20 protein-coding genes are annotated in these 23,370 nt (G+C 64.5%); 4 read left to right on the top strand and 16 right to left on the bottom strand.

All coding sequences use genetic code 11. The annotated features are described in order from the left end of the window. Window positions 1–5: 5 nt before the first annotated feature. The 11 genes from F3J14_RS01850 to F3J14_RS01800 all read right to left on the bottom strand — a co-directional run bounded on the left by F3J14_RS01850 (window position 6) and on the right by F3J14_RS01800 (window position 9,564). Complete coding sequence (locus tag F3J14_RS01850; protein WP_166721517.1) at window positions 6–338, bottom strand: DUF3613 domain-containing protein; 333 nt, start codon at window positions 336–338, stop codon at window positions 6–8. 23 nt (window positions 339–361) lie between these two features. Beyond that, window positions 362–1,249, bottom strand: a complete 888-nt coding sequence (locus F3J14_RS01845; RefSeq protein WP_166721516.1) for a pilus assembly protein — start codon at window positions 1,247–1,249, stop codon at window positions 362–364. A gap of 24 nt (window positions 1,250–1,273) precedes the next feature. Then, window positions 1,274–2,287 (bottom strand): type II secretion system F family protein, encoded by a 1,014-nt coding sequence (locus F3J14_RS01840; protein WP_166721515.1) that lies wholly within the window; start codon window positions 2,285–2,287, stop codon window positions 1,274–1,276. A gap of 4 nt (window positions 2,288–2,291) precedes the next feature. Next, window positions 2,292–3,275 carry a type II secretion system F family protein gene (locus F3J14_RS01835; RefSeq protein ID WP_166721568.1) on the bottom strand — a complete coding sequence of 328 codons (984 nt, stop codon included), beginning with the start codon at window positions 3,273–3,275 and terminating at the stop codon, window positions 2,292–2,294. After that, a complete protein-coding gene (locus F3J14_RS01830; protein ID WP_166721514.1) occupies window positions 3,268–4,632 on the bottom strand; it encodes a CpaF family protein in 1,365 nt (454 codons plus the stop codon). Before F3J14_RS01830 ends, F3J14_RS01835 begins: the two co-directional genes overlap by 8 nt. A 3-nt stretch (window positions 4,633–4,635) precedes the next feature. Further along, entirely contained in the window at window positions 4,636–5,916 is a 1,281-nt protein-coding gene (locus F3J14_RS01825) for a fimbrial protein (RefSeq protein ID WP_166721513.1), read from the bottom strand. 45 nt (window positions 5,917–5,961) lie between these two features. Further along, window positions 5,962–7,296, bottom strand: a complete 1,335-nt coding sequence (locus tag F3J14_RS01820; protein ID WP_166721567.1) for a type II and III secretion system protein family protein — start codon at window positions 7,294–7,296, stop codon at window positions 5,962–5,964. 64 nt (window positions 7,297–7,360) lie between these two features. Next, window positions 7,361–8,266, bottom strand: a complete 906-nt coding sequence (gene cpaB, locus F3J14_RS01815; protein WP_166721566.1) for a Flp pilus assembly protein CpaB — start codon at window positions 8,264–8,266, stop codon at window positions 7,361–7,363. 85 nt (window positions 8,267–8,351) lie between these two features. Further along, complete coding sequence (locus F3J14_RS01810; protein WP_166721512.1) at window positions 8,352–8,822, bottom strand: TadE/TadG family type IV pilus assembly protein; 471 nt, start codon at window positions 8,820–8,822, stop codon at window positions 8,352–8,354. Next, entirely contained in the window at window positions 8,819–9,319 is a 501-nt protein-coding gene (locus F3J14_RS01805) for a prepilin peptidase (RefSeq protein WP_166721511.1), read from the bottom strand. Before F3J14_RS01805 ends, F3J14_RS01810 begins: the two co-directional genes overlap by 4 nt. An 80-nt stretch (window positions 9,320–9,399) precedes the next feature. Then, the gene (locus tag F3J14_RS01800) at window positions 9,400–9,564 is read right to left on the bottom strand and encodes a Flp family type IVb pilin (protein WP_166721510.1); all 165 of its coding nucleotides are present in this window, start codon (window positions 9,562–9,564) and stop codon (window positions 9,400–9,402) included. Window positions 9,565–10,229: 665 nt separating this feature from the next. Between F3J14_RS01800 and F3J14_RS01795 the strand changes: the two genes are divergently transcribed. The 4 genes from F3J14_RS01795 to F3J14_RS01780 all read left to right on the top strand — a co-directional run bounded on the left by F3J14_RS01795 (window position 10,230) and on the right by F3J14_RS01780 (window position 15,583). After that, entirely contained in the window at window positions 10,230–11,813 is a 1,584-nt protein-coding gene (locus tag F3J14_RS01795) for a collagen-like triple helix repeat-containing protein (RefSeq protein ID WP_166721509.1), read from the top strand. Window positions 11,814–11,853: 40 nt separating this feature from the next. After that, window positions 11,854–13,125 carry a collagen-like triple helix repeat-containing protein gene (locus tag F3J14_RS01790; protein ID WP_166721508.1) on the top strand — a complete coding sequence of 424 codons (1,272 nt, stop codon included), beginning with the start codon at window positions 11,854–11,856 and terminating at the stop codon, window positions 13,123–13,125. A gap of 144 nt (window positions 13,126–13,269) precedes the next feature. Next, the gene (locus F3J14_RS01785) at window positions 13,270–14,955 is read left to right on the top strand and encodes a ShlB/FhaC/HecB family hemolysin secretion/activation protein (protein ID WP_166721507.1); all 1,686 of its coding nucleotides are present in this window, start codon (window positions 13,270–13,272) and stop codon (window positions 14,953–14,955) included. Between the two features lie 166 nt (window positions 14,956–15,121). Next, on the top strand, window positions 15,122–15,583 hold the full coding sequence (locus F3J14_RS01780) for a DUF2147 domain-containing protein (RefSeq protein WP_166721506.1): 462 nt from the start codon (window positions 15,122–15,124) through the stop codon (window positions 15,581–15,583). Window positions 15,584–15,686: 103 nt separating this feature from the next. On the opposite strand, the gene F3J14_RS01775 is transcribed toward F3J14_RS01780, so the two are convergent. From F3J14_RS01775 to F3J14_RS01755, 5 genes are all read right to left on the bottom strand, one after another. After that, entirely contained in the window at window positions 15,687–16,097 is a 411-nt protein-coding gene (locus F3J14_RS01775; protein WP_166721505.1) for a transposase, read from the bottom strand. Between the two features lie 144 nt (window positions 16,098–16,241). Next, the gene (gene zapE, locus F3J14_RS01770) at window positions 16,242–17,339 is read right to left on the bottom strand and encodes a cell division protein ZapE (protein WP_166721504.1); all 1,098 of its coding nucleotides are present in this window, start codon (window positions 17,337–17,339) and stop codon (window positions 16,242–16,244) included. 99 nt (window positions 17,340–17,438) lie between these two features. Next, window positions 17,439–18,869, bottom strand: coding sequence for a dihydrolipoyl dehydrogenase (gene lpdA / locus F3J14_RS01765; RefSeq protein WP_166721503.1), 1,431 nt, complete (start codon window positions 18,867–18,869; stop codon window positions 17,439–17,441). Window positions 18,870–18,950: 81 nt separating this feature from the next. Further along, window positions 18,951–20,228 carry a 2-oxoglutarate dehydrogenase complex dihydrolipoyllysine-residue succinyltransferase gene (gene odhB / locus F3J14_RS01760; RefSeq protein ID WP_166721502.1) on the bottom strand — a complete coding sequence of 426 codons (1,278 nt, stop codon included), beginning with the start codon at window positions 20,226–20,228 and terminating at the stop codon, window positions 18,951–18,953. A gap of 135 nt (window positions 20,229–20,363) precedes the next feature. Continuing rightward, window positions 20,364–23,228, bottom strand: coding sequence for a 2-oxoglutarate dehydrogenase E1 component (locus F3J14_RS01755; protein WP_166721501.1), 2,865 nt, complete (start codon window positions 23,226–23,228; stop codon window positions 20,364–20,366). Window positions 23,229–23,370 lie beyond the last annotated feature (142 nt).

Raw genomic sequence — 23,370 nt, 5'->3', positions numbered from 1 at the left:
CTCGCTCAATACGTTTGCATGGAATGCTGCCCGCCGGACCCGCCGCTGCCGTTCTCGTTGACCGGCGACCCCATCGACTCCGGAATCTTGTGCTTGAACGAATCGAGATAGCGCTGGTAGCTGAGCGACGCGGTATCACCCAACATCGGCAACGCCGGTCCGGCCGCACGGTTGTCCCGCTGCAGCGCGAGCAGCGCGTCGGTCGAATGGCCGACTTCCGCCGCCGACGGCATCGATTCCGCGCAATGTGCCGCAGTCGCGGCCCCCAACAATGCAACCAGTGTGATGCCGCGATGCAGCCCTGCAAGGCGGCGATTGAAATGTTTGTCGTTCGTCATGTCACTTCCCCCCGAATGCTTTGTCATTGTGCGAACCGTTGCAGCAGCGGCGCGGTGGGATCGAATCCCTGAATGTTTGCGACTGGCGACGGCCGCCGTGAGACATCGGCGCCCGACACGTCGACCACGCTGCCCGAGCCGACCGGCGTCACCGTCGCGACCGAGGTCGGTGGCGGTGACCCGCGGCGCCACGCACGCGCTGCCGCCGTGATTTTCGTCGCGTCGCCGCGGATGTCGTTGCGCACGTCGGCCGACAGCTTCTGCTGTGCCATGAGCCGCTGCGCGTCGTGCGTACGGCCGGACGCGAGCAGGTACAGCACCAGGTTGCTGATGATCTTTGGATTGTTCTGGTCGAGTTCAGCCGCCTTCATCAGCGGGATGCGCGCACCGTCGATATCGCCGCCGCGCAATTTTGCGTAGGCGAGATCCGACAGCGTCGCGGCATCGGTCGGTGCCAGCACCGTCGCCTGCGACAATGCCTGCGCGGCGCGCGGGAAATCGCCCGCCGCACCGGCGATCAGCCCCAGCCCGCGATACCCGCGCGACGCCAGCGGCGTGTTGAGCAGTTGCGTATAGACAGCCGCGCTCGCAGCCGGCTGGTCGGTCATGCGCAACGCATCGGCGCGCAGAAGGATGGTCTGCGGTGACGCACCGTACTGCTTCTCGTATGCATCGATATGCGCGAGCGACGCGTAATACAGTCCTTGCGACTGCATCCGCTCGATCAGGCCCAGATACATGCCGGGCGTATCGGGTGCTGCCTGTTTCTGCGCCGCGGCGTCCATCAATGCCGCACGCTCGGCCTGCGGACCGACGCCGTACCCGCTTTCCTTGAACGCCGAGCACGCGCAGAGCAGGCTCGCCATCGCCACCATGCCGGCCACTTTCGCGACTTCATCGATGCGTTTCATTTTCCGTCCTTTCCCTTCCCTGCGTCAGCGCTGCGCCTGACTTAGCGCACGCAACACCGAGATCATCCCCGGCCCGGCCGTCACGATCAGCAGCGCCGGCAGAAGCGTCACGATCATCACGCCCGTCATCTTCACCGTCAACCGACCGATGCGCTCGCGCAGCATCGCACGACGGGCCTCGCGCAAGCGTTCGCCGAACTGCTTGAGCGGCTCCTGGACCGCGCCGCCGTGCTTGTCGACCTGTATCAGCAATCGCACGATGGCGCGCAGATCCTCGTTTTCAAAGCCTGAAGACAACCGCTGCAACGACTGCTCGCGTGTTCGCCCCGCCGCGAACTGCCGTTGGGCAATTTCCATTTCCGACGACAGCACGGGCATCATGCCCTTGAAGTCGTTCGTGACGACCTGAATACTCTGATCGAGCGACAAGCCAACCCCTTGAAGCAGACGCAGCATGTCGACCAGCAGCGGCAACTCGTCGATCACCGCTTGTCGACGCTTCGCGGCACGGCGCCTCAGGTAGAGCTTCGGCACCATGAATCCGACGATGAACGAAATACCCACGCCTAGCCACCACTGCGTGCCACTCACATGCGGCCCGACCACGCCGATGTATGCGAGCGGAATGACGATCGAGCAGGCGATCCGCGCACTCAGGAACAAGCCGCGCGTGCGCGTATCGACAAAACCGCATTGCTCGAGCAGCAGCCGATCCTCTTCGGCCACGACCAGCCGACCGATACCGGTATCCAGCCATCGCATCCCGAACACGGACAGACGCGCCTGCATTTGCGCGAATCGCGACGGCTGACCGGGTGCCTGCCGGGCGTCCGGCTCCTTCCGCAACGATTCATCCGCATCCTGGGCTGCCCGCCCGCTGGCGGCCGCCAGCGCTGCAAGCCGCCGCTCGAGTGCGTCGGTCAGTGTCCGGCCGCTGCGCGATTGCGCATGCGCGCTGCGGATCGCGAGCAACGCCAGCAACAGGATGCCCAGCGCGCCAAGCACCAGTGCGAGCGAACCAAGTTGATTGGCTGTCATGCCGTCACCTGAGTTTGGCCATGTGATAAAGCCAGATCCCGCCCGCTGCCTGCAGCATGAAAGCGAGGACCAGCAACTGGCGACCGGTGTAATCGCTCCACATCGACTGGAGATAGAGCGGATTGGTCGCGATGACGAAGCTGCCGATCGCGATCGGCAGCATGACGAGCACCCATGCAGACAAACGCGTTTCCGACGACATCGCCTCCAGTTCCCGCTCGGCCTGTTCGAGGTCGCGCATGAACGTCGACATCCGGTCGAGCATGATGTCCGCGCGCCCGCCGTACCGCACCGACAGCCGCAGCACCGACCCGACCAGTTCGAACTCCTTCGTGTGGTACACGCTCGCGATATGCATCATCGCGCGGTCGATCTCGACGCCCGTCCGCAGCATCCTCGACACACGGTCCAGGCATCCGCGCAACGGTGCCTCGGTGGTCTGCAGCGCGGCCTGGAACGCGGCCGGCACGCTGTTGCCCAGCGTCACCAGCCGCACGATGCCGTCCAGAAACGACGGCAACTGACGAACGATCATCTGGCGCCGCCGATGGATACGCGACACCAGCCAGAACACGAGCAGCGCGGCCCCGCAGACGAGCGCGGCGATGCCGCCGAGCCAGCCGCCCCGGTCGCCGGCGGCAAACGCGGCCCCGGTCAGCGCCAACAGCGCAAGCAGCGCCTTGCCGCGCGCGTCCTCGATTCCCGCGCGGCTTGCCACGTTGGCGAAATACTCGGTCGCGACTGCGCGCCAGCGTCCCCATTGCGAAGCTGGCACACCGGATGATGCGCGTGCCGCGGCGGGCGCTGCCGCCACGGCAGACGCCGGCCGGGCTTGCCGCTGCGGCACACCGCCCGCTCGCGCGCCGGGTTCGATCCGGCTGTCGATGAAGCGCTGCACGTCAGCGCGATCGCGCTTCATCTCGCCGTGCCGCCACAGCATCAGCGCGGCGGCCACGAGCAGAAGCGCCATTGCCAGCACGCTATACATTGAAACCCCCGCCGCCGCGGCCAAACCCGCCGCCGAACCCGCCACCGCCGCCACTACCGCCAAAGCCGCCCTGCAGCGTCTGACGGAAGCGGGCGAGCTTCGGCGAGTGCGGATGAATGCCGAGCGATTCCCAGTTGTCGACTTCTTCGCCTTCGGGCGTCACACGTGCCTCGTAGCGATACAGTTCCTGCGTCGCGATGATGTTGTCCGACAGGCCGGTTACCTCGGTAATCGACAGGATCCGGCGCCGTCCGTTAGACAGACGGCCAATCTGCACGATGAAGTCGATCGCGTTCGCGATTTGCCGGCGCAGGCTCGACTCGGTGCCCTGAAACCCGGCGAAGCCGGCCAGCATCTCGAGACGATAGAGGCACTCGCGCGGCGAACTCGCATGCACGGTCCCCATCGAGCCGTCGTGGCCCGTGTTCATTGCCTGCAGCATCTCGAGCACCTCGCCGCCGCGCACTTCGCCCACGATGATCCGGTCCGGGCGCATCCGCAACGTATTGCGCAGCAAATCGCGAATCGACACGACACCGGTCCCGTCGAAGCCGCCGGGCCGGCTTTCGAGGCGCACGACATGCGGGTGATTGAGCGACAGTTCGGCCGTATCCTCAATCGTCACGACGCGCTCCGGCTCGGGAATGTGGAACGCGAGCGCATTGAGCAGCGAAGTCTTGCCTGAGCTCGTGCCACCCGACACGAGGATGTTGCAGCGTGCCTCGACCGCCGCCTCGAGCAGCGCGCCGATCTCCGCATTGAACGTGCCGTTGCCGAGCAGATCGGCCGGCTTGAGCGGATCCTTGCGGAATTTCCGGATCGACACGACCGGCCCGTCGATCGACAGCGGCTCGATCACCACGTTGACACGCCCGCCGTCCGGCAGGCGCGCATCGACCATCGGATTCGATTCGTCCAGGCGCCGGCCGATCGGCGCAAGGATGCGTCGCACGATACGCAGCAGGTGCGCGTTGTCGGTAAAGCGAATCGGCAGCTTGACCAGGATCCCGTGGCGCGACACGTAGATGTCGTTGTAGCCGTTGATCAGGATGTCCTCGACATGCGGATCGGCGAGCAAGTCCTCGATCGGCCCGAACCCGGCAAGCTCCTTGGTCAGCGCCTCGGCAATCGCCCTGACCTCGTTCTCGTTGAGCGGGATGCGTCGCAAACGCACGAAGCTGTCGATTTCCAGGTCGACGAACTGATTGATCGCCTGGCGCGACCAGCGACCGAATTCGGCCCCCAGTTCCTCAATGCGCGTCAGCAAGTGTTCGTGCGCGGCGTTCTTGATGTCATGGAACTGCTGCGACTGGGAGAACGGCGCGGCGCCGTCGGCAAATTGAATGTCGTGTGCCATCGCTTACGAACGCTTGGACGAAGGTTGAATGAAACGCTTGAGCACGGACAGGCCCGAAGCGGCGCTCTTTGCTGGCGCCACCGTGCCTGCCAGTCGCTCAGCGAGCGGCTCGAGCGCACGCACATACGGATCGCGCTCGGCCATGTCGACGATGAGTCGCCCCTGGTTGGCCGCCTGCCCGATCGACACGCGCCGCGCAGGCAGCGTCGTCAGCAACGCGATGCCGAGCCGGTCTGCGATCTGGGCCGGCGTCAGGCTCAGTGCCGCGTCGTACTGGTTGACAACGAGACGCATCTTGCCGAGGTCCATCCCTGCATCGCGCAGCCCCTCGAGCAGATCGACCGCGGAGACGATCGACGCGACGCCCTGATCGCAGACCAGCCACGCCTCGTCGGCAACCGCCGCGATCTGCGCGACGAACTCCAGGTTTGTAAAGCCGCCCAGATCGACAATCTGTTGATCGAAGAATGCGCGCAGCCGGTTCAGCAGGCCGACGCAGGCCGCATACGACACGTCGCGCAAATCGGCGAGGTTCGGCGGCAGCGTCGTCAACGCGACGCCGCTCGCGTGTCGTGCGAGGGCCGTGTTGACGAACGTTCGGTCGATGCGGCGCAGGTTGCGCACGGCCTCGACAAAATGGAATTCGCAACGCGTGTTGAGAAAGAGTGCGCTATCGCCCGCCGGCAGACCCAGGTCGACGAGCGCCGTTTGCCGGGCATGCGGCGTGGCAACACCGAAGGCAGGCGCGTCGCCGGCGACGATGCCGGCAGCCCCGCGCTTGTGCAGCCATACGGCCAGATTCGATGCGAGCGTACTCACGCCCATCCCGGCGCGCGCACCGAGCAGCGCGACCAGCTTGCCGTGGCGATTGGCCGGTTCCGCGCCGGCGTGCTCGAGCAGTCCGCGCGTGATACGCAATGCGTCTTCCGCACTGCCGGAAACGTCGATGAAATCGCGCACGCCGGCCCGGAGCGCCGCGAGCGCGCTTTCCGGCTCCGCCAGCGTACCGAGCGCGACGACCGGCAGGCTCGGGTGTGCAACACGCACCGCCGCCGCGGCAGCACTCGCTTCGGCCTGGGCACGGGAAAAATCGATGAAGACGATCGCGGGGTTGAGGCCGACGATGCGCTGGGCCAGCGGGCCGGGCTCCAGCGATACCGCTTCCACCATGCCGGCCGAGACGAGCGTATCCCGCAGCCAGCGGAGATGCTCGTCCTGGTGGGATGCGCATACAAAATAATCAGTCACGGCGGGCTCAGCCAATGAATGGGTTCTCGCGTTCATGTTGAATACCCCCGAATCCATATCGCGCGATGCCGCGCCGTGCGGTCATTTCGAAAATCCCGGCGCGGCATCCGGCGACGCGATACCGCCAAGATACGAGCGCCAGACAGGCCCGTCGCGCTGCTCGGACAACTCACCCGGCGTCGCCGGCAGCGGTGCGCCCTTCGCGATCGGCGCCACCAGATGCGGCGTCACGATGATCACCAGCTCTTTGTCGTTCTGCTGGTAATTCAACGATTTGAAGAACGCACCGATGATCGGCAGATCGCCCAGGACCGGCACCTTGCTGATGTTCGACATCGTTTCGCGGTCGATCAGGCCGCCGATCACGAAGCTCTCGCCATCACCCAGTTCGACCGTCGTATCCGCGCGCCGGGTCGTGATGGCCGGCACCGACACGCTGTTGATCGTTACGCCATGCTGAAAGTCCAGCTGGCTCGATTCGGGCGCGACCTTGAGCGCAATCCGGCGCTGGCTCAGCACGGTCGGCGTCAGCGTCAGACCGACGCCGTACTGCTTCCAGTCGATCGCTGTCGAGCCCAGTGCCTGCGGCACCGGTACCGGAATTTCGCCGCCCGCGAGAAAACTCGCGCTCTGCCCCGACAGCGCCACCAGCGTCGGCTGCGCAAGTACGCGGGCCAGGTTGTTCGCTTCGAGAATCGAAATATTGCCGAAAATGCCGCGACCGGCGGAATTCACGACCAGGTTGAACGCCGACGCGATCGGAATGCCGGCCGTCGCCGCGAAGCCCGGCGTCGCGCCGCCCGTCACGGACTGAAGGCCGCCCGGCGAAAACGCACCGAACGCGAAGCCGTTGCTCTGCTTGAAGAAGTTCAGCCCCGCCTCCTTCAGCACCGAGCGGCTGAATTCGACCACGCGCACGTCGACCTGCACGACGCTCCGGTTACCGACCGTCGACGCATCGATTACCGTGCCGTCCTTGCCGCCCATCCGCTTGCCGACAGCCACGGCCCGTTCATGCGCATCGAGCGACGCCGAGGAGCCGGACAGGACCGCGGCTCCGCCGTATGCCTTGACCTTCGGCCCCGAACCATCCAGTGCCGCCTGAGCGGCCGCATCGACGACATTGACGTTCCACACCGTCGGCTCGTCGCGGCCCCGCTCCCACAACAGCACGTTCGTCGAACCCGGTGCCTTCGCAACCAGCAGCACCGATCCGGCATGGCTCCCCTTCATGACCAGCACGTCGATGACGGCGGGATCGCCAACCGCAATCCGTTGCAGCGTGCGGCCCGCGGCGATCTGTCGTTGCGAGCCGACCGCAAGGTCAATCGACGCGTCCGTGCCGGCAGCCTCCGTCAGGACACCAAAGGTCATGGCCCAGATAGCAATCGCGTATGCAATCAGTTTGTTTGTCATTGTGTCGGGGCCGTCGCACGGCCTTCTCTCTTCCGTAGCTGCTGTCGATGATCGTACGTTGATGTCAATAGGCAACCGTTTCGGCACGCCCGCCACGAATGACTTCGATGCTGCTGCCGCTCCCCCGGGCCATGACAGGCGCGCGCGGGGCAACCGTCGCGCGGGGTGTACCGCGTGCACGTCCGCCCGACAGGTCGTCCAGCCATACGCCGCTCGCGGCCTGCGCCGACGGCGTCGCGCCCCCGCCCCCCGTACGAACCGCGACCGTCTGTGTCGCGATTTCGGTGTCGCGCGGATTGCGCAGCGCGAGCGTGAGACGACCGCTTGCCTCGGCGAGCGTGAGCGCATCGACCTGTGCCGTCGGCACGGCGAGCACCGCGGTCCGTACCGCGCCGCTCGGTCCGCTACCGCCGTCCCGATCGGAGGTCGCATCGCCAAACGACAGCACCCGGACCTTCGACAGCAGCAGACGCGCCTGCGTACCGGGAATCTCCGAAGTCGCCTGGGCGCCGCCGGATCCGTCACGCCGCAGATTCAGGAACACGTCGACGAAGTTGCCGGGCCGCAACCGGTTGCCGACCGCGTTCGATTCGTCGACCTTCACGGCGATGGCACGCTCACCAAGCGCCACCTGGTCGGCCAGTCCGGAGGTCAACCCGCCTTCGAGCACCGGGGCGGCGGCAAGAATGTCGTTCGCCGGCACGCGACCGACAAGGGCCGTCGGATCGCTGAACCCGCCGGTCGGCAACATGGGAACCTGTGCAAGCTTCAATGCATCGGCGGGAATCGGCTGGCCGGCCGGCAGCAAGCGCGCCGCCACGACGATCGGCACCGATTGCGCCGCGACAGTCGGCGTTGCCACAACCTGCGGACGAGCCGGCGCGCGACCAAGCGTCCATGCATAGATCCCGAGCAGAACTGCGATTGCGATCAGCAGCCCGGCGATGATCTTCGTCAAGTTGTTGGCCATGGTGAATGTCGGTGCCATAGATTGATGTAGTTATGTTCGAGCGTGGACACCGCTTGCATGTGACCCGCCTTGTATGCTGCCCGGCTCATAGGATGGTTGCCGGATTGATCTGGACGGTGGCCGTGCCGGTAAGCTGCTTCGGCGTAACGAGACCCAGCAACGGCAGAGACGGAACCAGCGGATGCGCCTGGTACGGATAGGTCACCGTGACTGTCACGCAATACATCGCCGGGTCGTAGCTGCAGGTTCCTGATACCGGCGTCGGGATCTGGACATGGGCCAGCCATGAAGTGAGGCCGACCGCCGTCGTCTTTGCTGCGCTCGCCCGGTCCGTCAGCGCCTGCGTGCCCGAACCGTTAGTCTCATACACATAGTTCAGTGCCGAACGCGCCCCCTCGGTCGCGGCAAGCGTGAGGCCCTGCTGAACCGCGAAAATCAGCCCGAACGTCACGATCGCGTACAGAATCAGGAAAAACAGCGGAAATACCAGCGCGAATTCGACGGCAGTCGCTCCTCGCTCCCTCGAGCGCGCGGCCGGTCGATAATGTCGTTTCATCGCCCGCTCCAGGTTACGACCAGATAGGCCAACCAAATTGCCGCGGGAACGACGAGACACGCCGCGTATGGTGTCGAGCGCCGCACGCCGAGCGCCATTGCCGGCAATCCGCGCACCCATAACGCGCCGAGCGGCGTGCGAGTGAGCAGCATCAATCCAAGGACGTGTACTCCGGCGGCAAGGCTGGCAATAACCCACAGCCAAAGCAATATCGGCAAACCGCACCACGCACCGAGAACCGCGAATACCTTGACGTCCGCCGCCCCCATGACGCGCATCGCAAAGAGCGGGAAGAAACTGACCAAACCGACCAGCATGCCGATCAATGCCTGCCCGGTTGAAATACCAAATGGATTTGCGTGTATCAGTGAACTGACGAGCGCAGCAGTGCCTCCGCAGATGACAAGCGAATTCCGAACGAGCCGAAATCGAATATCACCGGCAGCAACGAGAGCGGCCCAGGCAAAAAAAATGCTGGTGCTGAGGAGATGTGCCATATCGCGAACGACTGCGCATGCCGATGTAACGGCGAGCGAGCCGCAACCGCGACTCGCTCGCCCCCAACGAACTGCAACGGTTAGGGCAGCGAACTGGCAATCGTGGAGAACAGAGCCGCGATCTTCGTGCCGATGGTCGTCACGCTGGCAATGATCAAGGCCGCAATCAGACCCGCAATCAGCCCATACTCGATCGCGGTAACCCCGTCTTCTTCCTTGAGGAAGCGCTTGATAAGTGCTTTCATTTTTTAATTCCTCGTGCCTGTATGTACATTTTTTGGCCTTTTATACGTTGTACATCCCCCGTATATCTGGCCCTTGCCCCGCGCCGTTCGTTATCTGTGTAACGACAACCGGGTGCGCTTTCTTTATATGTCACCCCGAGGGGTAAGTATCACAATTTGATGGAAGTTAACATTCGCGATAGTGACCCTCCTCGAACGTCGTGTACCGAGCCGTACATTTCCTTACATCTGCTCCGGATTCTATATCCGATCCTATTTAAGTTCCAACCTCTTTCAAGACCGGATCGAAAAAACTTTCCGGGAGCGCAACGCATTTGTACGGCGTTTCGGTACGACTTACACATAGGATTTACGATAGGTTAGATGTGCACACCTAATCCACCAGTAAAACAACAGACCGCCCGCGGGCCCTGTACCGGCCCCACGTTACGCCGCACGCGTAACGCCAATGTTGTGACGTTACGTTACGAAACGGCCGAAACCGTTCTCATCTGACTGCTTTTAAACAGTTTCAACAATCTTTCAATTTCCCCAAATTCCTTTTCCGACAAGGAATTGCATCGTTTAAAACCAATCGTCGAGCCGACGGCTCTCGAAATGGCACGACAGTTGCAGAGTAGTCCCCGCATCACTCAACACAACATCAATTGCAATGCGAGGACGAAATGGACATTCAGGTTATCCCTCATGGCACGCTCCGGACGACTATGATCGCGGCCACCGTGGCAGCCATGCTTTCCCTCTCCGCGTGCGGCGGCTCCGGTTCCATCAGCAAGGGCCTCAGCGGGGGCTCCAGCTCCGGGGGCGCCGACTCCATCTCCACGTCCGGCGGCGGCACTTCGGGCGGCACGTCAGGTTCGACGAGCGGTGGCACCTCGGGTAGCACCAGCGGCTCGACCAGCGGCAGCACGAGCGGTTCGACGAGCGGCAGCACCAGCGGAACGACGAGTGGAACGTCCAGCGGTACGAGCGGCACCTCCGGTGTGTCGGCGAACCCGGTGGGGAGTGTCCTCGCAAAGGGCGGCAACCTCGTCACGGATCTCGGTGGAACCGTGTCGAACCTCGGCAGCACCGTCGCGAACCAGTCGCTGCCCGGCGTCGACCCGGCCACGACGCAGGCCGCAGGCGGCATCATCCAGCACGTCGGCGGTGCGGTCACGGCGCTCGGCAATGGCGTGGGCGACGGCCTCGGCCAGCTCGGTGCGGCGAAAGACCCGGTCGGTGTCACGGTCGCCAGCACGGGCGGCGTCGTCAACCAGCTCGGCGGCGCGGTCACGCAGACCGGCAACCTGGTCACGAGCCTCGGCAGCGGCCCGCTGTCGCCGCTCGCCCCTGTCACCGGCGCCGTCGGCGGCCTCGTGACGCAAGTCGGCAACGCGGTATCGAACGGTGGCACCACGCTGTCCAACGCGCTGTCGACCGGCCCGATCCAGCAGGTCACGCAGACGGTCAGCTCGGCCATCACGCCGATCACGGCGATGGTCGGCCAGACGACGCAGACGATCGGGACGGCCACCGGCCTCGGCGCCCCGGTCAACACGCTGCTCGGCACGCTCGGCAACGGCCTGAATCAGGGCGGCGCGCTGATCGCATCGACAGGCGGCAACCCCGTCACGACCGGCGTCGGCAACTCCGTCTCGTCGACCGGCAATAGCGTGAAGGCTGTCGGCGGCCTGCTCACGGGCAGCACCGGCGGCGCGACCAACCCGCTCGCACCGCTCACGGGCCTCCTCTCGACGGTCACCGGCCCGCTCGGCGGCGCAACGGGCGGCACCAGCGGCGGCCCGCTCGCTCCGATCACCGGCCTCGTCTCCACCGTCACCGGCACACTCGGCGGCGCGGCTGGCGGCACCAGCGGTGGTCCGCTCGCTCCGGTCACGGGTCTGGTCTCCACCGTCACCGGCGCACTCGGCGGCGCAGCCGGCGGCACCAGCGGCGGCCCGCTCGCTCCGGTCACCGGCCTCGTCTCCACCGTCACCGGTGCACTCGGTGGCGCAACCGGCGGCACGAGCGGCGGCCCGCTCGGCCCGGTCACGGGCCTCGTCTCCACGGTCACCGGCGCGCTCGGCAACGTAACGGCCGGTGGCAATCCAATCGCCGCTCCGGTCCCCGCGGTCACCAGCACGGCCGGCGCACCGTCACTGAGCGGCACCACGGGTGCCGTCACGAACTCGGGCTCGGGTTCGAATCTGCTCGCACCTGTCACGTCGCTGATCGGCGGCCTGCTCGGCGGCACGCACGGCAAGTAATCAGACATCCATTCATCGACAAGACAGCGAGGAGTCCATCATGTCCCAGCAACGTTCCATCACGACGGTCGCCCTGCGCCAGTGGCGCATGCCCCTCACCGCATTCGCCGCTGCGTGCCTGCTGGCCGCCTGCGGCGGCAACAGCGTCAGCACGCCGCCGACCAGCAGCAACGGCGGCGGCTCCAGCGGCACGAGCGGTACCAGCGGCACGAGCGGCACCAGCGGTACGACGAACGGCACCAAGGGCGTCGTCAGCACGGCCGGCCAGACCGCGACCGACCTCGGCAGCACGGTCGGCAACATCAGCGTGCCGGGCCTCGGCGACGGCGTGACGAAGGGCGTCGGCAGCACCATCTCGAGCACCGGCACGATCGTCGGCGCGGCTGCCGATGCGTTGAGCAACGGGCTCGGACAGACCGGCACGATCAAGGACCCCGTCGGCACAACGGTCGCCGGCCTCGGGAACGTCGTCGGCGCGACGAGCAACACCGTGTCCGGGCTGAGCTCGACGGTCAAGGCGCTCGGCACGGGGCAGCTCTCGCCGCTCGCCCCTGTGACGACGCCGGTCGGCACCGTGCTCGACACCGTCGCCAACGGTCTGACGGCCGCCGGCACGACGATCGGCTCGACGTTGTCGTCGGGTGCCGTGCAGCAAGTGACGCAACCGCTCAGTTCGGCAATCACGCCGCTGGTAATCACCGCGGGTCAGGTCACGCAACAGGTCGGCACGACGACGGGCCTCGGACAACCGGTATCGGGCCTGCTCGGCCAGGTCGGCGGCGCGATCAGCTCGGCGGGCAAGCAGGTGGCCAGCACGTCGAATCAGCCGCTCGTCGGCGATGTCGGTCAGCTCGTCACCACGGTCGGCAACACCGTGACCAACGCAGGCGGCCTCGTGAACCCGAACGGCCCGAACGGCGCGGCGCCGATCCCCGGCCTGATCACGAGCCTCGTCGGCGGCTCGACCACGACCGTCCAGAACGGCTCGTCGTCGGGTTCCAGCTCGACGAACCCGCTCGGCGGCCTGCTGTCCGGCCTCGGCTCGACGCCGCTCGGTTCGCTCACGGGCGCGGTCGGCGGCGCGACGGGTGGCGCAGGCGGGGCAAACCCGCTCGCGCCCGTCACCGGTTTGCTGAATACTGTCACCGGAGCAGTGGGCGGTGCGGCGGGATCCGGGGCTTCGTCGAATCCGCTCGCGCCGGTCACGTCGCTCGTCGGCGGCGTGTCGGGGACAGCATCGTCGGGCAACTCGACGGGCCTCCTGGCGCCGGTCACGGGGCTGCTGGGCACGCTGGGTAGCGTCGGCAAGTAAGGAAGACAGTCGCGCCTTTGCAGCCGGAGCAGGAGGCGCGGCCGTACAAAACACAACCGGCAATGCGGCACGCGGCGCGCGACACTCGATGTCGCGCGCCCGCATTAGAACGAAGACGAAAAGAAAGGCCTACGAGGAAGAACAATGAAATCCAGATTCGACACATGGATGATGCTGCTCGCCATCGCGGCAGCAGGCACGGCACAGGCACAGACGCGCGCAGCAGGCAACCCGCTCGATTCCCTCCCCCAGATCAATGCGCCGAAGAAAGGGCCGAACGTCACCGTGCAGGTCGCGCCGCAGGCACCGCAGTTGCAGGAGCTGCTGTCGCGGCACGTGACACCGACAACGTTCCAGGTCGAAGGCGTGAAGTCGGTGCCGTTCGACGAAATCTCGCGTCGCTTCACGCCCCTCGTCGGCAAGGACATCACGATCGGTGAGCTGATCGAAACCGCCAACGGCGTGACCAAGCTGTACCAGGATCGCGGCTATGCGCTGTCGTTCGCGTTCATTCCCGCGCAGACGTTCGAGAACGGCGTCGTGCGCGTCACGGTCGTCGAAGGCTACGTGGCGGACGTCAAGGTCACCGGCAAGCCCGGCGCGATGGAATCGAAGATCCGCGCGATCGCCGCGCACATCACGGCCGATCGCCCGCTGCGCCGCGCGACGTTCGAGCGCTACGTGAATACCTTCGGCCTCCTGCCCGGCCTCACGGTGAAGGCCAACGTGCCGCCGCCGCAAACGACCGACGGTGCGACGACGCTCGAACTCGCCGTCGACCGCAAGGCCTTCAACATCAGCACCGGCATCGATTTCAATCACCCGGGCGTCCAGGGGCTCATCACCGCAACGGAGAATGGCCTCACGTCGTTTGGCGAACAATTGAGCATTTCCGCGCTGGTGCCGCCCGGACGCGACAAGCAGACCTACGTCGCATTCAGCGGCGCGGTGCCGGTCGGCAGCAGCGGCCTGGTCACGCGCCTCGACGCCAGTACCTATCGCGGCAAGCCGACCGACAACCCGGGCCTGCCGTCGACCGTCGAGCGCACGGTCAAGAACGAGAAGCTCGGTCTTTCGGCATCCTATCCATTGCTGCTGAACAACCAGCGCAGCCTGCTCGGCACCGTGTCGGGCTATGCGTCGCACAATGAAGACCGCTACCAGAACAAGATCACCGGCAACAGTATCGACACGCGCTCGCAGGTCCGCGTGCTGCAAATGCAGCTCGACTACACGAGCGTGTCGGCCAAGCAAGTCCAGAAACTCAGCGTCAACGTCGCGAAGGGCTTCAACATTCTCGGCGCGTCGAAATCGCAGGACATCACGATCGGCTCGAACACGACGTCGGTGGACAGCCCGATTTCGCTGACGTTCGTGCGCACCGGCGCGACCTTCACGCAGACCAACGAATGGCCGTTCAAGATCGGCACATCGGTCTCGCTGACCGGCCAGTACAGCCCCGATTCGCTGCCGACGTCGGAACAGGTCTCGTTCGGTTCGACGCGCTATGCGCTCGGCTACCAGCCCGGCGAAACGTCGGGTGACTCGGGTTGGGGGATGTCGCTGGAGGTCAATCGCGGCTTCACGCCGGGCTGGACGTACATGAAGTCGATCACGCCGTACATCGCGTATGACATGGCACGCGTCTACCTGCATACGGGCACGCCGTCGCCGAACCGCTTGTCGTCGGTCGCTATCGGCGTACGGTTTACGGACAGCCGCTACTACAGTCTCGACCTGAATATCGCGAAGCCGGTCGGCGATGCGCCAGTTGAAAGCGCATCGCGCAGCCCGCGCGTGAATGCCGCGTTCTCGTATCAGCTCAACTGATCGGTCACCAAACAGCCCGCGTCTCGCGAGCTGTTTGGAATAGAGTCCCCTCTATCAAACGCAGCGCGCGGTTTCACGTATTCTGACAAAGCTCGCAACATGCCACCGCCCCATGCAGGCGGTCGTGCGGGCGAATCGAACACGACATGAAACAAGGAGGAAGACAATGATTCAACTGACCCGCCCGTTGCGCGCACTGGCCGTCGCAAGTGCACTGCTCGCTTGCGCCGCCCCCACCTACGCCCAGGCCGACAACCCCATCGGCATGTGGCAGACAATCGACGACAACACGCATCAGCCGAAGGCACTCGTGCAGATCGCCGAGGACGGTGACGGTTCGCTGTCCGGCAAGGTCGTCAAGGGTCTCGGCGCCAACGACACGCCCGATCGTCGCTGCACCGCGTGCACGGACGAGCGCAAGGATCAGCTCATCAAAGGCATGACGATCATCAAGGCGATGAAGAAGGACGGCGACCACTGGGACGGCGGCAACATTCTCGACCCGGAAAACGGCAAGATCTACAAGTGCAAGATGTCGCTGGAAGACGGCGGCCAGAAGCTCGTCGTGCGCGGCTACATCGGCGTATCGCTGCTTGGCCGATCGCAGACCTGGGTTCGCGCACAATAACTGACGCGACGCGCGTCGATACGCGCGACGCAATGAAAAATCGGCCTGCGATGTAGTCAGGCCGATTTTGTTTTGGTGCGGGCGTTAACGAAATCGAACGACTTCACGCTGCGTGCTTCAACGTATCCGACGCATAGCTGCCCGGTGCACGATACACCGGTGCCGCGGCACCCCGCACCTCCGCCGCCTTCGATTGCGGGTGCTTGCGCATCCGCGTGGACAGTTCGTTGCACAGATTCACGCCTGCGTCGCCATACAGCTCGCGCATCACCTGCATCAACGTGCCGGTCTCGTGCCAGACCTTGAAGCGGCGATGACATGTCTGGTACGAAGGGTAACGACGCGGCATCGCGGACCAGGTCGCGCCGCTATAGATGACCCATAGAACGCCGTTCAGGACGGCGCGCGTGTTGGCCAACGGTCGGCCGCGCAACTCGGTGCGGGGCTGCATTTCAGGCAGAAGCGGCACGACGCAGTGCCACTCGTGGTCGGTCAAATCGCGATACGGTGTCATGGATATCTCCAGCCTTAAGAACCATGACACAACGATATCGGCCGCCTTCAATGATGAATATAAGACAAGTCCGAAAATACCCGGGGATCGCGATAATTTGACCGGAATTGACGTTTGAAGCCTGTCATTTGTCGAAAACTACGATCACGTCAGCGAAGTATCGACAATGCGGCGCGGCGTTTCGAGGTATTCCTTCGACTGCATCTCGACGATTCGCGATACCGTGCGCGCGAACTCGTTCGCCATCGGCCCCTCGATGTACAGTTGCTCCGCAGGCACCGCCGCGGACATCAGCAGCTTGACCTTGTGGTCGTACAGTACGTCGATGAGCCAGGTGAAGCGCCGCGCCTCCGATGCCATGCGTGGCGACATCTGCGGCACTTCGGACAGCACGATCGCGTGAAAACGGCTGGCCAGCTCGAGATAGTCGTTCTGCGAACGCGGGCCGCCGCAGAGCGTCGCGAAATCGAACCAGACGACCCCGTCGGCCTTGCGCAACGCCTTCAGTTCGCGCTTCTCGATATGCAGAATCGGGCTTTCGTCCGGCACCGCGGCGAGCTTCGCGAATGCATGACGCAGTTCTCGATCGGCATCCGCGCCGAGCGGCGTGTGATACATCCGCACCTGCGCAAGCGTGCGCTGGCGATAGTCGACGCCCGCGTCGACGTTCAGCACGTCGAGCTTTTGCTTGATCAGCTCGATCGCCGGCAGCATGCGGTCGCGATGCAGGCCATCGGGATACAGGTCGTCGGGATCGTAGTTGGACGTCATCACGAACTGCACGCCGTTGTTGAACAGGCGATCGAGCAGCCGGTACAGGATCATCGCGTCCGCGATGTCCGACACGTGGAATTCGTCGAAACAGATCAGCCGGTAGCGCTTCGCGATGCGTCGCGCGAGTTCGTCGAGCGGATCCGCCTGCCCTTTCAACTCCTCGAGTTCGCGGTGCACTTCACGCATGAATTCATGGAAGTGCAGGCGCGTCTTGCGCTGCACGGGCACCACCGCGTAGAAGCTGTCCATCAGGAAGCTCTTGCCGCGGCCGACGCCGCCCCACATGTAGACACCGCGCGGCAGGTCCGGATGATTGATGAGCTTCTTGAACGCGTTCGAGCGGCGCGCCTTGTAGTCGACCCACTCGTCGAAGCAGTGCTGCAGGCGATCGACGGCCGCGCGCTGGGCGGGATCGGACTGATAGCCGCGCGTGGTCAATTCGCGCGTGTAGTATTCGGTGACGTTCATCGGGCAAACCGGAAAAAACAAAGGCGAGCGGGAAACTCCCGCCCGCCTTCGTCATGAGGCGGCTGCGCCGGCCAAAGGCCGGCCGCCGCTATACCGCACTCAGCTGTTCAGCGAGCGCTTGTCGACGGCGAGCGCCGCTTCGCGCATCACTTCCGACATCGACGGGTGCGGATGGCAGATGCGGGCGATGTCTTCCGACGCCGCCTTGAACTCCATCGCCACCACGGCTTCGGCGATCAGGTCCGACGCGTTCGCCGCGATCACGTGCACGCCGAGCAGTTCGTCGGTCTTCGCGTCCGCGATCATCTTCACGAAACCGTCCGGCGCGTTCATGCCGAGCGCGCGACCGTTGATCGAGAACGGGAACTTGCCCGACTTGATCTCGCGGCCTTCGGCCTTCAGCTGCTGCTCCGTCTTGCCGACCCATGCGATTTCCGGGTACGTGTAGATCACCCACGGAATGCAGTTGTAGTCGATATGCGGCTTCTGGCCGTCGATCACTTCCGCGACCAGCACGCCTTCGTCTTCCGCCTTGTGCGCGAGCATCGGGCCGCGCACCACGTCGCCGATCGCGTAGACGTTCGGCACGGCCGTACGGCAGTGGTCGTCCACGTCGATGAAGCCGCGCTCGTTCGCCTTCAGGCCGATGGCCTCGAGGCCGAGGTTGTCGGTGTTCGGCACGCGGCCGACCGATACGATCAGGCGGTCGGCGTCGAGCGTCTGCGCGTTGCCGTCCTTGTCCGTGTAAGCGATCGACACACCATCTGCGGTCGTCTTCACGTCACCGATCTTCACGCCGAGATGGATGTCGAGGCCCTGCTTCTTGAACAGCTTGGCCGCTTCCTTCGCAAGCGCTTCGTCGGCTGCGCCGAGGAACGCCGGCAGCGCTTCGAGCACCGTCACTTCGGAACCCAGGCGACGCCACACCGAGCCGAGCTCGAGGCCGATCACGCCTGCGCCGATCACGGCGAGCTTCTTCGGCACCGACTCGAACGTCAGCGCACCTTCGTTGTCCGACACGATCTTGTTGTCGACCGGGACGTTCGGCAGGTGACGCGCCTTCGAGCCCGTCGCGATGATCACGTTCTTCGCGGTGACGACTTCGGTTTCACCTTCGCCGCTCACTTCGATCTGCACGCCGGCGTCGGTCTTGCCGGTGAACTTGCCATGGCCCTTCAGCCAGGTGATCTTGTTCTTCTTGAACAGGAACTCGATCCCGCTCGTCATCTTCTCGACGATCGCATCCTTGCGGCCGAGCATCTTCGCGACGTCGATCTTCACGCCGTCGACCGTGATGCCGTGGTCGGCCAGGTGGTGCGACGTGTTCTCGAACTCTTCCGACGACGCGAGCAGCGCCTTCGACGGAATGCAGCCGACGTTCAGGCAGGTGCCGCCGAGCTTCAGCGCGCCGGCCGGGTTCTTCCACTTCTCGATACAGGCAACGGTCTTGCCGAGCTGCGCGGCGCGAATCGCGGCGATGTAGCCACCGGGGCCGGCGCCGATCACGACGACGTCAAATTCCTTGGACATGACAATCCTTTCTACTTGTACGTCCGCACGCTCGCGCGGTGGCGCGAGCGTGCGGAGCGGGTCATTGCAGTGAGACTCGGCTTACAGATCGAGCAGCAGGCGTGCGGGATCTTCCAGCGCATCCTTCATCGCGACGAGCGACAGCACGGCTTCGCGGCCGTCGATGATCCGGTGGTCGTACGACAGCGCCAGGTAGTTGATCGGACGGATCACGATCTGGCCGTTTTCGACAACCGGGCGCTCCTTCGTCGCGTGCACGCCGAGGATGGCCGACTGCGGCGGGTTGATGATCGGGGTCGACAGCATCGAGCCGAACACGCCGCCGTTCGAGATCGAGAACGTACCGCCCGTCATTTCCTCGATCGACAGCTTGCCGTCCTTCGCCTTCTGACCGAATTCGGCAATCTTCTTCTCGATCTCGGCGAGGCTCAGTTGATCCGCATTGCGCAGGATCGGCACGACCAGGCCGCGCGGCGAACCGACCGCGATACCGATGTCGAAGTAGCCGTGATAGACGATGTCGTTACCGTCGATCGACGCGTTCACCAGCGGGAACTTCTTCAGCGCGTGCACGGCCGCCTTCACGAAGAACGACATGAAGCCGAGCTTCACGCCGTGTTCCTTCTCGAACTTGTCCTTGTACTTGTTACGCAGTTCCATGACCGGAGCCATGTTCACTTCGTTGAACGTCGTCAGGATCGCGTTGGTCTGCTGCGACTCGAGCAGACGCTCGGCGATACGCGCACGCAGGCGCGACATCGGCACGCGTTGTTCCGGACGGTCGTTCAGCCACGTCGCTGCCGACGCCGGCACCTTCACTTCCGGCAGCGCCGGCTTGGCAGCGGCGGTCTTCGCCGGTGCGGCGGCCGGCGCGGCCTTCGGTGCGCTGCCTGCTGCGAGCGCGTCGCCCTTCGTGACGCGGCCGTCGCGGCCCGAACCTGCGACGTCGCCTGCCGACAGGCCCTTCTCGGCCAGCAGCTTCGACGCGGCCGGCGATGCGGCAGCCGAGCTCGATGCGACAGCGGCAGCCGGCTGGGCTGCCGGTGCGGCTGCAGCAGTTGCTGCTGCCGGCTTCACTTCGGCGGCGCCTGCCGCGGCTTCGGCAGCACCTGCCTTCGCTTCGGTGTCGATCGTCGCGATGATCTGGTCGGCAACGACCGTGTCACCGTCGTTCTGCAGCACTTGCGCGAGCACGCCCGCGGCCGGTGCCGGCACTTCGAGCACGACCTTGTCGGTCTCGAGTTCGATCAGGATTTCGTCTTGCGCGACTGCTTCGCCCGGCTTCTTCTTCCACTGCAGCATGGTGGCTTCCGACACCGACTCCGAAAGCTGGGGGACTTTGACTTCTACGATAGCCATGTGATTTTCCTGGATGCTTAATCTGGGTAATGACGAGGTTCGTGCGATTCCTTCGGCCGGAGCGGCGCGCGACGCGCCCGGCGGGCCAAAAGAGACGGGAAAGCGCCGCGCGCCTTCCCGTTTCGCTTCCGTCGGTTATTTCGCGATCGATGCGCTCTTCAGGCGGCCGAACGCACCTTCGATCAGTGCCTTCTGCTGCTCGTAGTGCTTCGCGTAGTAGCCAACCGCCGGCGAGGCCGAAGCCGGACGGCCGCTGTATGCCAGCTTCTGCCCTTCCTTCATGCCTTCCTTCAGGTGGTGCTCGACGTAGAACCAGGGGCCCTGGTTCTGCGGCTCGTCCTGCACCCAGACCACTTCAGTCGCGTTCTCGTACTTCTTCATTTCGGCTTCGAACTGCTTGTGCGCGAACGGATACAGCTGCTCGATACGGATGATCGCGACGTCGTTCGCCTTCGCTTCGCGGCGATGTGCAACGAGGTCGTAATACACGCGACCCGAGCATGCCAGCACGCGCTTGACCTTCTTCGCGTCGATGCCGCCGTCGGTTTCGCCCAGCACCGGCTGGAACGAACCCTTCGCGAGTTCCGACAGATCCGACACCGCTTCCTTGTGGCGCAGCAGCGACTTCGGCGTTGCGACGATCAGCGGCTTGCGGAACAGGCGGATCATCTGGCGACGCAGCAGGTGGAAAATCTGCGCCGGCGTCGTCGGCTGAACGACCTGCATGTTGTGATCGGCACACAGTTGCAGGAAACGCTCGATACGGGTCGACGAGTGTTCCGGACCCTGGCCTTCGTAGCCGTGCGGCAGCAGCATCGTCAGACCCGACACGCGGCCCCACTTCACTTCACCCGACGAAATGAACTGGTCGATCACGACCTGCGCACCGTTGACGAAGTCGCCGAACTGGGCCTCCCACAGCACGAGCGTGTTCGGCTCGGCGGTCGAGTAACCGTATTCGAAGCCCAGCACCGCTTCTTCCGACAGCACCGAGTCGATCACCGTGAACTTCGCCTGACCTTCGGCGATGTTCTGCAGCGGCACGTACGTGCCGTCGTTCCAGCGCTCGCGGTTCTGGTCGTGCAGCACCGCGTGACGGTGCGTGAACGTACCGCGGCCCGAGTCCTGGCCCGTCAGGCGCACCGAGTAGCCCGATGCGACGAGCGACGCGAATGCGAGGTGTTCGCCCATGCCCCAGTCGAGCGGCTGGTCGCCGCGCGCCATGTTGCGGCGGTCGTTGATCACGCGCTCGACGAGCGGGTGAACCTTGAAGTTTTCCGGGACCGTCGTGATGCGTTCGCCGAGGCGCTTCAGTTCGGCGAGCGGCACGGCCGTATCGGCTGCGTCCGTCCACTTGCGGTTCAGGAACGGAACCCAGTCGACCGCGTACTTGCTCTTGTAGTTCGACAGGACCGGATCAACGGTGTGGTGGCCGTCGTCCATTGCCTTGCGGTACGCCTTCACGTAGTTGTCGGCGTCTTCCGCGGTGATCACGCCCTGCTGCACGAGCTTCTCGGCGTACAGCGCACGGGTGCCCGGGTGCTGCGCGATCTTCTTGTACATCAGCGGCTGCGTGACGGCCGGCGTGTCCTGCTCGTTGTGGCCCAGCTTGCGGAAGCAGACGATGTCGATCACGACATCCTTGTGGAACTGCATCCGGTAGTCGATCGCGATCTGGATCGCGAGCACGACGGCTTCCGGATCATCGCCGTTCACGTGCAGCACCGGCGCCTCGATCATCTTGACCACGTCGGTACAGTACAGCGTCGAGCGCGCGTCGCGCGGGTCGGACGTCGTGAAGCCGATCTGGTTGTTGATGACGATGTGCAGCGTGCCGTGCGTGCCGTAACCGCGCGTCTGCGCGAGGTTCAGCGTTTCCATCACGACGCCCTGGCCGGCGAAGGCCGCGTCGCCGTGGATCTGCACCGGCAGCACTTGCAGGCCGTCTTCGTCGCCGCGACGGTCCATCCGCGCCTTCGCGGAACCTTCGACCACCGGGTTCACGATTTCGAGGTGCGACGGGTTGAACGCGAGCGACAGGTGGACCGGGCCGCCTTCGGTCGACACGTCCGACGAGAAGCCCTTGTGGTACTTCACGTCGCCGGCCGGCAGGTCGTCGACGTGCTTGCCTTCGAATTCGGCGAACAGGTCGGCCGGCATCTTGCCCAGCGTGTTGACCAGCACGTTCAGACGGCCGCGGTGCGCCATGCCGATGATGATTTCCTGCACGCCGGTCTTGCCTGCGTGCTGGACGACTTCATCCATCGCCGCGATGAAGCTTTCGCCGCCTTCGAGCGAGAAGCGCTTCTGGCCGACGTACTTGGTGTGCAGATAGCGCTCGAGGCCTTCCGCTGCCGTCAGGCGATTCAGGATGTGCTTCTTCTTGTCGACCGAGAAGGCCGGCGTCGCGCGGGTCGATTCCAGGCGCTCCTGCCACCAGCGCTTCTGCTCCGGATCGCTGATGTACATGTACTCGGCGCCGATCGTGCCGCAGTACGTGTCACGCAGACCCTTGACGATATCGCGCAGCGAAGCCTGGTCGAAACCGAAATACAGGTTGCTTGCGCTGTATGTCTGGTCGAGGTCGCCTTCGGAGAAGTCGTAGAACGCGGGTTCGAGTTCGGGAATGGCGGGACGTTCGCGACGCTTCAGCGGATCCAGATTGGCCCATTGCGAGCCGAGGAAGCGATAGGCGCTGATGAGGGACTGGACGTGGACCTGCTTGCGCGCGGTCGCCAGATTGCTGGTGCTTTCGCGCGGGATGAAGGCATTGGCCTTCGCACGCTCGGCAAACGATTCGACGATCGGAAAATGAGCGACGTCATTGGCAGTCGAGCCGTCGGTTGCAGGCACGTTCTGCAGCGCGTCGAAATACTCTCGCCAGTTCTCCGGCACCGATGCCGGATTGTTGAGGTATGCATCGTACAGTTCTTCAACGTACGAAGCATTGCCGCCGAACAGATAGGAGTTCAGCTGAAACTGCTTCATTACATCTGACATTTTACGCTCACCTTTCTTCGAGCTTCTCGAGAAATAGCGGGTTACTCAACCTTCCGCGACACGGCCTGACCGTTTAGCGGATTGCGAATCAAGTCTTGCTTGGAAGGACCTAAAACTTGCGTGCGCGCAGCATATCACAGAA

The organism is Burkholderia sp. Tr-862, from assembly GCF_011753085.1.
Taxonomy (GTDB): Bacteria; Pseudomonadota; Gammaproteobacteria; order Burkholderiales; family Burkholderiaceae; genus Burkholderia; species Burkholderia ambifaria.
This window is presented reverse-complemented; position numbering and strand designations above follow the sequence as displayed.

Bases quoted from the DNA above. Each gene is read 5' to 3' on its own strand.
- F3J14_RS01850 (WP_166721517.1), bottom strand. From the start codon at position 338: ATGACGAACGACAAACATTTCAATCGCCGCCTTGCAGGGCTGCATCGC.
- F3J14_RS01845 (WP_166721516.1), bottom strand. From the start codon at position 1,249: ATGAAACGCATCGATGAAGTCGCGAAAGTGGCCGGCATGGTGGCGATG.
- F3J14_RS01840 (WP_166721515.1), bottom strand. From the start codon at position 2,287: ATGACAGCCAATCAACTTGGTTCGCTCGCACTGGTGCTTGGCGCGCTG.
- F3J14_RS01835 (WP_166721568.1), bottom strand. From the start codon at position 3,275: ATGTATAGCGTGCTGGCAATGGCGCTTCTGCTCGTGGCCGCCGCGCTG.
- F3J14_RS01830 (WP_166721514.1), bottom strand. From the start codon at position 4,632: ATGGCACACGACATTCAATTTGCCGACGGCGCCGCGCCGTTCTCCCAG.
- F3J14_RS01825 (WP_166721513.1), bottom strand. From the start codon at position 5,916: ATGAACGCGAGAACCCATTCATTGGCTGAGCCCGCCGTGACTGATTAT.
- F3J14_RS01820 (WP_166721567.1), bottom strand. From the start codon at position 7,296: ATGACAAACAAACTGATTGCATACGCGATTGCTATCTGGGCCATGACC.
- cpaB (WP_166721566.1), bottom strand. From the start codon at position 8,266: ATGGCCAACAACTTGACGAAGATCATCGCCGGGCTGCTGATCGCAATC.
- F3J14_RS01810 (WP_166721512.1), bottom strand. From the start codon at position 8,822: ATGAAACGACATTATCGACCGGCCGCGCGCTCGAGGGAGCGAGGAGCG.
- F3J14_RS01805 (WP_166721511.1), bottom strand. From the start codon at position 9,319: ATGGCACATCTCCTCAGCACCAGCATTTTTTTTGCCTGGGCCGCTCTC.
- F3J14_RS01800 (WP_166721510.1), bottom strand. From the start codon at position 9,564: ATGAAAGCACTTATCAAGCGCTTCCTCAAGGAAGAAGACGGGGTTACC.
- F3J14_RS01795 (WP_166721509.1), top strand. From the start codon at position 10,230: ATGGACATTCAGGTTATCCCTCATGGCACGCTCCGGACGACTATGATC.
- F3J14_RS01790 (WP_166721508.1), top strand. From the start codon at position 11,854: ATGTCCCAGCAACGTTCCATCACGACGGTCGCCCTGCGCCAGTGGCGC.
- F3J14_RS01785 (WP_166721507.1), top strand. From the start codon at position 13,270: ATGAAATCCAGATTCGACACATGGATGATGCTGCTCGCCATCGCGGCA.
- F3J14_RS01780 (WP_166721506.1), top strand. From the start codon at position 15,122: ATGATTCAACTGACCCGCCCGTTGCGCGCACTGGCCGTCGCAAGTGCA.
- F3J14_RS01775 (WP_166721505.1), bottom strand. From the start codon at position 16,097: ATGACACCGTATCGCGATTTGACCGACCACGAGTGGCACTGCGTCGTG.
- zapE (WP_166721504.1), bottom strand. From the start codon at position 17,339: ATGAACGTCACCGAATACTACACGCGCGAATTGACCACGCGCGGCTAT.
- lpdA (WP_166721503.1), bottom strand. From the start codon at position 18,869: ATGTCCAAGGAATTTGACGTCGTCGTGATCGGCGCCGGCCCCGGTGGC.
- odhB (WP_166721502.1), bottom strand. From the start codon at position 20,228: ATGGCTATCGTAGAAGTCAAAGTCCCCCAGCTTTCGGAGTCGGTGTCG.
- F3J14_RS01755 (WP_166721501.1), bottom strand. From the start codon at position 23,228: ATGTCAGATGTAATGAAGCAGTTTCAGCTGAACTCCTATCTGTTCGGC.